The sequence below is a fragment of the Erysipelatoclostridium sp. DFI.2.3 genome (assembly GCF_019132535.1).
Classification (GTDB): Bacteria; Bacillota_I; Bacilli_A; order Erysipelotrichales; family Erysipelotrichaceae; genus Clostridium_AQ; species Clostridium_AQ innocuum.
Genome location: NZ_JAHOOJ010000043.1, coordinates 1 through 10,225, shown reverse-complemented (window position 1 = coordinate 10,225; position 10,225 = coordinate 1). Strand labels below are relative to the sequence as shown.

Genomic DNA, 10,225 nt, shown 5'->3' with positions numbered 1-10,225 from the left:
CACGGGAAAGGGTGTACTTAAAAAATAGATCGTTACTGTAGTTGAGTTGATTCCTTGCATTTGACATTTTTATGTCCTCCATTCTGTAAGGGCTCCTTACCCCCTTCTATACGTATGGAATCTGTCATATTCCTAAAAAATCCACAAATGTTTGATTTTTTTGTTATATTTTTATGTAAAAGGGGATTTCATAGCAGATAGATAAACAATGCACTCCTCAAGACGGTTTAGGATAGATTTCCGTATCCGTAGTATTTATTTTACATGCTTTGTCGTTGTCCTGCTCTCCATGACGCGATTGGACCGCAAAAAAGCCCGGTACTTTCAAATATTACCGGTGACTCTGTTATTTTAGTGATTTCGCATTATGGTTTCTTACCTTTTTGTGATATTTTTTGAAAACCGTTGTGTTCGCTATCTTTATCTTCTATAATATAACATGGTGATTTGTGATGAAAGAGTACATATTAAAGACAAGAAAAGATGGTACCAGCATTACCGTACGGGATGTACAGCTCGTACTGCTGGAAATGCTGAAGGATATAGATGCATTGTGTAAAAAGCACAACATTCGATACTGGCTGACCGGCGGAAGTGCCCTTGGCGCTGTCCGGCACAAAGGCTTTATTCCATGGGATGATGATGCGGATATCGGAATGCTGCGCGAGGATTATGAAAAATTCCAAAGGGTGGTTCATGAACTGGGCGATGCCTATATCACACAGTGCTTTGAAACCCACAGCGAGTATAATGTGCTGGTTCCGCCGATGAAGGTACGAAAAAAAGGTACCTATTGTGTGGAATACAACGCGCTGTTAAAAAATAAATGCAGAGATAGTGACGGCTTGTTCATTGATATTTTTGTGCTGGATCATGTAAGCGAAAACAAAGCAAAGGATTTTATATGGCGTGTGCGCAACGGTATTCTGATGGTTTTGATCGTCTTCTTTGAGAATCTGCACTGCAATCCGCTGCTTTTAAAGCGCCGATTTGTACGCAATGCAAAAAAATACGGGCAGATCAATAAGAACACCGCATGGATTGGCTATGATCTGACCTGGACCTTTAATTCCTTTTTTCATCCGGTTGTATACAGCTTGGAAAGTGTTTTTCCTATACAGTACGTGGAGTTTGAGGATACCATGCTGCCGGTACCGAAGAGACCGAAGGATATGCTGGATGTTGAAGTATCCACGCAGCATATGAGCTATCCGCCGTTAAAGGACCAGGCACCCAAGCATATCAAGGATATCGAACTGCAGGCTTCACTGATTGATGATATACGTTAGAAAACGGAGGGATACTCATGGCATACGCACCTCGACAACGAAAATACAAGGTACGCTGGAAAATCGCAGTACCGCTGATTCTGCTGGTTGCTCTTGTTTTGTATGCGGTCGCAGGACTGCTGTTTCCGCAGAAGAAGGAAACAGCAAAAAAATTCACTGTCTGCGGCTTGAACAGTGAAGAAACGATACATCTGTTAAACAAAAAGGCTGCCGATACCCTTACGGTTCGGGATTATGTCTTTTACGGAGAATCTCTGGGTTTATATACTCAGACATATGATGCAAAAGGCGACAAGGATGAGCTTGCAGGAAAAACCGTAGAGCTGCATAACCTGTGTACGGATGAAACCATTCCGATGACCATGGATTCCACAGCGGATCAGAAAATCACGCTGGAGGATCTCAATCCCGGCTATTATGAGATAACGGTTATTGATAATCTGGTGAAGAAGCGGGTTATCTTTGATCGGACGCTGCATTCGGATACCTTTACCACCGTACAGCGCAAGGGAAATGTCAATGCGATAAAGCTGATTGCGGATCAGGATCTGCTGAAGGATTACGACAGTAAGCTGGATCAGAACTATCTGTTTTTATCCGTGGAAAAAGCCAAGCCCAAAGAGGGAGATATTGATGTTCTGCTGGATCCCTATGGAATGAATATGGATCTTACCTATGTCCCGGATGAGGGAAATAAAGGGAATGGTATCACAGAATATAAGGAAACCTACAAGGCAGCCGTATGGATGAAGGAAGAGCTTGAACAACATGGTCTGCGGGTGGAAATAACGAAAAGCGATGCGTCAGAGCAGCCGAAGCCTGCCTATGGAAAAGACGGCAGACTGGCAGACGGCTATCAGAAGCATGCACGCTATTATATTTATCTGCGGTTTAATACGAACCCGGATGAGAATGTGAGCGGTGTGGAAATCTGGCACAGTGCCTATAGCAGTCCGACGCTTGGAAAAAATATTATGTACGGTCTGGAAAAGAAGCTGAAGATGGGCGGCAGTGCGTATACGGATGCGAACAATCCCGGTGTCGGTGCAAGTCCGCTGATCAGTGGCGGCTACGATATGTATTCCAATATTCGGGAAGCGGGCGGACGTGCAACCATGGCAGGAAAGGGCAGTGAGAATGCCCGTAAGGAAAACCAGACCTTTGTGGATGCGGACGGCATGCAGGGGCTGGAAATAGATTTTGCCTATGTATCAAATAAAGAGGATGCCGCATACTGGTTAAAGAACGGGGAGAAGATTTCCAAACAGGCAGCCGCCTCCTTTGCCAGCGGCATCAATGCGTCCAAATAAATATTACGAATCTAATAAAAGAAGGTGGAGATGATGAAATATCAGATTCATAAAGGAAGCAAATATTACGGTGCAACAACCGTATTTGAAAACATACAGTTTGAAATAAGAAATACTGAGAAAATCGCCATTGTCGGAAGAAACGGCTGCGGAAAGACAACGCTGCTGCGGGTGATTGCGGAAACGGAAGTACTGGATGCCGGAGAAATTCATAAGGAAAATAAACTGCGGATCGGCTATCTGGCACAGACGACCTTCACGGATGAGAATGTCATTGTGGAAGAAGAGATGGAGCAGGCCTTTGAACAGGTGAAGGCGGTTGGTAAACGGCTGGAGGAGCTGAGTGAAAAAATGTGCAGCGACCACAGTGAAGCTGTGCTGAATGCCTATGCGGATGTACAGCAGCGCTTTGAAGAAATGGGCGGCTATACGTATCGCAGTGAAATGATGACGATTTTTACAAAATTCGGATTTCAGGAGGAAGACCTGAAACGCCCGATTTCCACGTTTTCCGGTGGTCAGAAAACACGGCTGGCATTTGTAAAACTGCTGCTGAGCAAGCCGGATGTCCTGTTGCTGGATGAGCCGACGAACCATCTGGATATCGATACGATCGAGTGGCTGGAGGGGTATGTGAAACGCTATCCCAAGGCAGTTGTCCTCGTATCCCATGACCGTATGTTTCTGGATGATGTCGTGGATGTTGTCTATGAAATCGAATACGGTGTCATGCGGCGGTATCCGGGAAATTACAGCAATTACGTGAATGTGAAAAAAAGTGATCTGGAACAGCAGAAAAGCGCTTATATTCGCCAGCAGAAGGAAATTCAGCGAATGGAGGAGATGATTGAGAAGTTCCGGTATAAGAAAAACAAGGCTGCCTTTGCACAGTCAAAAATCAAATATCTGGACCGTATGGAGCGCATCGAGGATCCCAAAAGCAACGAGAAAAGCTTCAATGCCCGCTTTGTACCCAATGTAAAGGGTGGAAAACGGGTCCTGGAGGTACAGGATTTGACAATTGGCTATGACCAGCCGCTATGTACGGTGAATCTGGAGGTTATGCAGTCTGCCAAGATTGCCGTGATCGGGCCAAACGGAAAAGGAAAATCAACCTTCATGAAAACGCTGATGAAGCAGGTGGAGCCGCTGTCCGGCAGCTTTCTGCTCGGGCATCAGATCGAGGTTGGATATTTTGATCAGGAGCTTGCGCAGTTCAACAGTGCAAATACCGTGCTGGAAGAGGTGTGGAACGACTTTCCGGATTTGAATCGCACTGAGGTGCGTACTGCATTGGGATGCTTTCTCTTTACCGGGGAAGAGGTTTTCAAAACCGTGGACTGTCTGTCCGGAGGAGAGAAGGTACGCCTGAGCTTTGTGAAGCTGATGCTGTCACACCCCAATTTCCTTTTAATGGATGAGCCGACCAACCATCTGGATCTCATCGGAAAAGAGGCGCTGGAGGAATCCCTGAAGGATTATGAGGGCACGATGCTGTTTGTTTCCCATGACCGTTACTTTATCAGCAAGCTGGCTACCGCGATTCTGGTCATTGATGACGGTAAGGCAAGCTATTATCCGCTGACCTATGAGGAATATATGAACAGGGATAAGGCGCAGCCGGTGGAAAAGAGGCAGCAGCCGGAGAAAAAAGAAAGTGCAAAGCCGGAGCGCTACATCAATTACGGCAAGGAAATCAGTAAGCTGGAAAAAAAGATTGCGGTGAAGGAGGAGGAGCTGGAGGCTCTTCGTGAGCTGCGCTTTGAACCGGAGTATTACCACGATTATCATAAAATGCAGGAGCTGGATGAAAAAATTGATCTTATTCACAATGAAATTGAAAATCTGATGCAAAAGTGGGAAGAATACAGTGAGAAAGTAGAAAACTAAGAAAGAAGGGATTCACTTGAAGGTTTTTGAAAAAAACAAGCTGGGGCATATGGAGCTGAGTAATCGCATCGGAGTACCTGCCATGTGTACCTATATGGTGAAAACAAAGGATGGTGTGGGAAATCTGCATCATGTTGCGCATTATGATACGCTTGCCAAGGGGCGGCCGGCCTTTATCGTGCAGGAAGCTACGGCAGTAAATGCCCACGGCTATATCAATGATGAATGTCTGGGAATCTTTACACCGAGGCAGCGGCAGATTCTGAAGGATATTGTGGATTGTGTTCATGCCTATGGTGTGAACATCGGTATTCAGTTAAATCACGCCGGAATGAAAAATACCTTTGGTAATCAGAAGTATGGACCGATGGAGCAGGGGGATGTCATCTCTCTGGATGAGGACGGTATCAATGAGCTGATTGTGAATTTTGAATTCGCAAGCCGCTGGGCACGGGAGCTTGGATATGATTTTGTGGAGGTGCATGCCGCCCACGGGTATCTGATTAACCAGTTTTTATCTCCGCTCACCAATCAGCGCAGCGATGCATATGGGCAGGACCGTACCCTTCTGCTTCGCCGTATCGTGGAGGGCTGCCGGGATAATTTTGAGGGAGATATCGTGGTTCGTATCTCTGCCGAGGAATATGAAGCCGGTGGTCTGCATCCGGAAGATATGAAGTCAACGGTACTGGTGATTGAGGAAGCCGGAGCTGCTGCGATTTCTGTATCCAGCGGCGGGTTGAATACAGGGGCTGTACATGCGTACCCGCTGTATCAGATACCCTATGCGGAAACGATCCGTACCATGACGACGTTACCGGTCATGGGGGTTGGCTGTATTACCAAAGAATCAGAAATCAGTCAGATCCTGCAGGAGGAGCGCTGTGATTATGTGCTTCTCGGGCGGAAATTACTGCGTGATCCGTTTTTTCTGTTGAAATGGCAGGATGAGCTGGGATTGCTTCGTGAGGAAGAAATCGGTCAGTGTCTGTATCGTGGAATCCATATGAAATAATGTAGAAACAGTCTTCGGACTGTTTTTTTCTGGAAAACTGGCGACATGTGTCAAATTTGAAACAGCGGATATTGTAATATACAGACAGGTGATGGTATGTATTTGATAAAACTGTACGAATTTACAGATGCCCTACTTTTTAACAATTATGTAGGAGAAGGAACAGGATTGGATACAAAATCAGCTGTGCAGATGGTGGGTATTTATTACAGGATGTCTTGTAATGGAATGCAATGATAAACGTATTTTTGTACAGGTGCTGAAAATGAGGTTGGCAGGGGATACAGCAGTATCGTCTTACTACATAATGAAAGGTGTGCGTTTTATTTACATCATGTGTTATGATATCTGTCTGAAAGATAAAGGAGATTCTATGGGAAAGGTCACAATTAAAATTTTTGGTATCGGTGATGGCGGGAATACTATCATCCGCCATATGCTGCAGCATAGACTGCACGGTGTGGAATATATTGCGGTCAATACCAATCGGCTTGCTTTGCTGCAGCTTTCACAGGAGCATAAACTATTGATTGGAGAAAAGCAGACGAAAGGATATGGGACAGGAGCAGATTCGTTATTGGGCAAGCGTGCAGCAATCGAGGCGAAGGAGGAAATCTGTAAAAGAATGAAGGGTGCGGATATGATACTGTTATGTGCCGGTCTTGGGGGCGGTACAGGGAGCGGAGCACTTCCGGTATTTGCACAGCTTGCCAGAGAGCTGCATGCGCTGACCATTGCGTTTGTAACGCTGCCCTTTCCCTTTGAAGGAAAAAAACGCATGCGCACTGCTATGGCATCCATGGAAGAAATATATTCGTACACGGATACCTGCATTACGCTCTCTAACCGTCATATCCTTCAGCATCTTGGCAATGCTCCGATCACCAGTGCATTTTCCACAGCAAACAGCATCATTCAGCAGGGAATACAGGCACTGTACGAGCTGATTACCATTCCTGTTTACATCAATGTTGATTACGCGGATATCTGTACAACGATGGAAAAACAGAAGCACGGGTTTATCGGCGTCGGATATGGAATCGGGAATCGGAAAGGGGAAGATGCAGTCAAAGAGGCTTTATCCGCAAGTCTTTTAGAACATGATATCAGGGGACTGCATCATGCGATTGTTCACATATGCGGTAACAGTGAGCTGACATTGGAGGAGGTTCAGCAAATTGTCAATTTCATACATACGGAGGCTGGTGGTGCACTGGATATCATATTCGGCATGGCAATCAATGATAGTTTAAAGGACGAGGTCATTGTAACGATTCTTGCGGCAGGATGAGCCTCTTAAAAAATATTTACAGGAAGTATAGCAATAAAAGCAGCTAGAAGAAAATCTATATATTCTATGTATACATTCATGAATTCCTGCATAATTCCTTTCATTCTGCACACGATAACAGCAGGTGATGCAAATGAAAAAGGAATATGAGAAACTGAACACCCGCCTGAAAGAACAAATGCAGACGGATTTAAACTTTGATATCGTCGTTAAACCGCTACTCGTACAGGGAATCCATATGAGCCTGTATTTCGTGGATGGCTTTGCGAAGGATGAAATACTGGAAAAGATGATGGAGTTTCTGTTGAAAGCAGACGTAAAGGAATGCGTGGAAACACAGGATATTCAAACCTTCTGCGACTCCTGGCTCTCCTATCTCGAGGTGGATGTGCAGCCGGATTTTGCGGCGATGATTACATCTGTTTTAAGCGGCAGTGTCCTGATGATTGTGGAGGGCTATGAAGAAGGTATCGTGATTGATGCCAGAACGTATCCTACACGCAGTATGCAGGAGCCGGAGGATGATAAGGTGCTGCGCGGCAGTCGGGATGGTTTTGTGGAAACACTGATTTTCAATACAGCCTTAATACGGCGAAGAATCCGCGATACGCATCTGCGAATGGAATACCATACGCTGGGCTCCATGAGCAAAAGTGATATCGTGCTGTGCTATATGGATGGACTGGCGGATCAGGATTTGCTGGATGATATCCGCAGAAAGCTGTCGGAAATCCATGTGGAGGCGCTGACCATGGCGCAGGAGAGTCTTGCCGAGGCACTGGTACCGCACAAATGGCTGAATCCGTTTCCTAAGGTCCGCTATACAGAGCGCCCGGATGCGGCCAGCAGTAATATTCTGGAGGGAAAGGTCATTTTGATGATTGACAACTCGCCCAGCGTGCTCATCCTGCCGACCAGCTTTTTTGACTTCATACAGGAGGCACAGGACTATTATCTGCCACCGATTACCGGAAGCTATCTGCGCATCGTACGCATTCTGGTGTTTTTCCTGACACTGCTTGTCACACCCATCTGGTACTATCTCAACTGCAATCCGCAGCTGACACCGGACTGGCTCAGCTTTGCGATGATACAGGACCATATGAATCTGCCAATCATCGTGCAGTTTCTGGTGCTGGAATTCGGTATTGATGCTTTGAAGATGGCATCTCTCAACACCCCAAGCTCCCTGAACAGCTCCTTCAGTATCATCGGTGCACTGATTCTGGGGGATTTTGCAGTGAATGCAGGCTGGCTGGCAACGGAAATTATCCTGTATATGGCATTTGTGGCACTTGCGAACTTCACGCAGCCAAGCTATGAGCTGGGCTATGCGATCAAATTCATGCGTGTGATGCTGCTGGTGCTTACGGCGATTTCACCGGTTTGGGGCTTCTGGCTCGGTATCGCACTTATGCTGATTATCATGGCAAGCAACCGCACCGTGACAAATACCTCCTATTTCTATCCGCTGTTCCCGTTCAATCCACATGATTTCAAAATGATATTCGCACGGAAAAAGCTGCGAGGGAAAAGCAGCAGCCGTTCCTGAAACTTTTGCTTCCATAATCTGCGAAACGTGTTACCATATGCATGAGGATGTGATTTGCATATGGAAAAAACAATACAGGATAATATACTGGCACATTGTATGGAGCTGGCGCTGATGCCTGCTTTGCTGTACAGCTATCGCGACGGCGGTGTTCTGTACTGGATCGTATTGATTTTGATGGATGACTATATATTGAGGCATCAGGATGTGAAGGGACTGCTGCCGCTGTGGGGGGATGCACGCTATAAAAAGGATATCCGTCTGCTGCTGATTCTGGAGGGCTGTATGCTGGCAGGTATTGTGATCATCGCCTTTAAAAACTGGCAGGTTTCCGCGATTCTGCTTGTGAATGACCTGATTCTTGATTTTATCGGTATATTTGGACAGTATAATACAAAGAAAAACAAATAGGAACTTTAAAAATAGCGGATTATGTGCTAAAATAATGCCGTAATGTTAAATGTTAATAGGAGGAATTATAACATGGCAAATTGTTTAGTTGCACAGTCTGGTGGACCAACTACCGTTATTAACGCTTCTTTGGCAGGTGTGGTACGCGCAAACCAGTTGAACCCTGTATATGACCACGTATATGGTGGATTAAATGGTATTGAAGGAATTCTGGAAGACCGTTTATACGATCTGACAAACATGAGCGACTACGAAAACAGACTTCTGCGTCAGACGCCGTCTTCTGCACTTGGAAGCTGCCGCTACAAGCTGAAGAGAAACGATGAAACAGATTACCGCAAGCTGGTTGAAATCATGGACAAGCATGATATCGAAATTCTGTTCTATATCGGCGGAAATGATTCCATGGATACTGTTGATGCACTGAGCCAGTGGGCGAAGGCAAACAATATCGACAAGCGTTTTGTTGGTATTCCAAAAACAGTAGACAATGACCTGATGGTTACTGACCACTGTCCGGGATTCGCTTCAGGAGCTAAATTTGCTAATGAAGTTGTAAACGCTACTTGGCTGGACTACAACGTATATACACGTGAAGAAGTATTTATTCTGGAAACAATGGGTAGAGATGCAGGATGGCTTGCAGGTTCTACAGTTGTTACCGGAAGAGTTGACCTGATCGTTCTGCCTGAGGTTGATTTCGATAAGGAAAAATTCCTTGCACAGGTTAAGAAATGCATGGATGAAAAAGGAAAATGCTACATCGTTACAAGTGAGGGTGCTCACTATGCAGACGGTACATACATTGCAGCCGGTGAAGCTGTAAATGACGGTTTCGGACACGCTGTATTAGGTGGTGCCGGTGAAAACCTGAAAAACATGATTCTGGAAGCTGGTATCGCTCCTCGTGCTAAGGTGCAGGATCTGAGCACTGCAGCAAGAAGCTCCAACTTCGCACAGTCACTGGTTGACGTTACAGAAGCATTTGAGCTGGGTATGTCAGCACACAGCAGAAGTGCTGATGGCAAATTTACAGGACACGTAGTTGCCGTACAGAGAGAATATGTGGATGGAAGATATAATGCAAAATTTATCTCCGGACCTGCTGAAAACTTCGCTAACCATGTAAAACATGTACCTGTTGAATGGATTCTGCCGGATTACCAGGGTCTGACACAGGAATTCTATGACTATATCACACCACTGATTCAGGGTGAGCCTACACTGATCATGGAAAACGGAATTCCTAAGACAATCGTTCCTTTCAACAAACGATAAGATTATACATGAACAGCAAAAAGGATGTGTTCTCATATTGAGGGCATCCTTTTTTTCTGCAGGGCTATCCAAATTTTTTAGGGGTTTTCGCCAGAAATTTGGGGGTCAACTTTGGGGGAGAGAAAAAATAAAGGCTAAAAATTAAGACCCCTAAAGTTAAAATCAAGAGAATCAGTGAAAAAACATTCT

General features: G+C 45.4%; 8 protein-coding genes. All 8 read left to right on the top strand.

What is annotated here, in order from left to right; translation table 11 throughout:
- Positions 1-452 precede the first annotated feature (452 nt).
- Positions 453-1,289 carry a phosphorylcholine transferase LicD gene (locus KSZ58_RS22130; protein ID WP_002608069.1) on the top strand — a complete coding sequence of 279 codons (837 nt, stop codon included), beginning with the start codon at positions 453-455 and terminating at the stop codon, positions 1,287-1,289.
- A 17-nt stretch (positions 1,290-1,306) separates the two neighbouring features.
- Positions 1,307-2,599: an N-acetylmuramoyl-L-alanine amidase gene (locus tag KSZ58_RS22125; RefSeq protein WP_217752944.1), complete on the top strand. Its 1,293-nt coding sequence runs from the start codon at positions 1,307-1,309 to the stop codon at positions 2,597-2,599.
- 33 nt (positions 2,600-2,632) lie between these two features.
- Positions 2,633-4,489: an ABC-F family ATP-binding cassette domain-containing protein gene (locus KSZ58_RS22120; protein WP_217752945.1), complete on the top strand. Its 1,857-nt coding sequence runs from the start codon at positions 2,633-2,635 to the stop codon at positions 4,487-4,489.
- 16 nt (positions 4,490-4,505) lie between these two features.
- Positions 4,506-5,504, top strand: a complete 999-nt coding sequence (locus KSZ58_RS22115; protein ID WP_065530797.1) for an NADPH dehydrogenase — start codon at positions 4,506-4,508, stop codon at positions 5,502-5,504.
- 373 nt (positions 5,505-5,877) lie between these two features.
- The gene (ftsZ, locus tag KSZ58_RS22110) at positions 5,878-6,795 is read left to right on the top strand and encodes a cell division protein FtsZ (protein ID WP_224727290.1); all 918 of its coding nucleotides are present in this window, start codon (positions 5,878-5,880) and stop codon (positions 6,793-6,795) included.
- Between the two features lie 133 nt (positions 6,796-6,928).
- Complete coding sequence (locus KSZ58_RS22105; RefSeq protein WP_217752943.1) at positions 6,929-8,347, top strand: spore germination protein; 1,419 nt, start codon at positions 6,929-6,931, stop codon at positions 8,345-8,347.
- Positions 8,348-8,407: 60 nt separating this feature from the next.
- Positions 8,408-8,758, top strand: coding sequence for a hypothetical protein (locus tag KSZ58_RS22100; RefSeq protein WP_044906837.1), 351 nt, complete (start codon positions 8,408-8,410; stop codon positions 8,756-8,758).
- Between the two features lie 72 nt (positions 8,759-8,830).
- Positions 8,831-10,036 carry a diphosphate--fructose-6-phosphate 1-phosphotransferase gene (locus tag KSZ58_RS22095; protein WP_065530799.1) on the top strand — a complete coding sequence of 402 codons (1,206 nt, stop codon included), beginning with the start codon at positions 8,831-8,833 and terminating at the stop codon, positions 10,034-10,036.
- The last annotated feature ends 189 nt before the right edge of the window (positions 10,037-10,225 follow it).

Bases quoted from the DNA above. Each gene is read 5' to 3' on its own strand.
- ftsZ (WP_224727290.1), top strand. From the start codon at position 5,878: ATGGGAAAGGTCACAATTAAAATTTTTGGTATCGGTGATGGCGGGAAT.
- KSZ58_RS22105 (WP_217752943.1), top strand. From the start codon at position 6,929: ATGAAAAAGGAATATGAGAAACTGAACACCCGCCTGAAAGAACAAATG.
- KSZ58_RS22095 (WP_065530799.1), top strand. From the start codon at position 8,831: ATGGCAAATTGTTTAGTTGCACAGTCTGGTGGACCAACTACCGTTATT.
- KSZ58_RS22125 (WP_217752944.1), top strand. From the start codon at position 1,307: ATGGCATACGCACCTCGACAACGAAAATACAAGGTACGCTGGAAAATC.
- KSZ58_RS22130 (WP_002608069.1), top strand. From the start codon at position 453: ATGAAAGAGTACATATTAAAGACAAGAAAAGATGGTACCAGCATTACC.
- KSZ58_RS22100 (WP_044906837.1), top strand. From the start codon at position 8,408: ATGGAAAAAACAATACAGGATAATATACTGGCACATTGTATGGAGCTG.
- KSZ58_RS22120 (WP_217752945.1), top strand. From the start codon at position 2,633: ATGAAATATCAGATTCATAAAGGAAGCAAATATTACGGTGCAACAACC.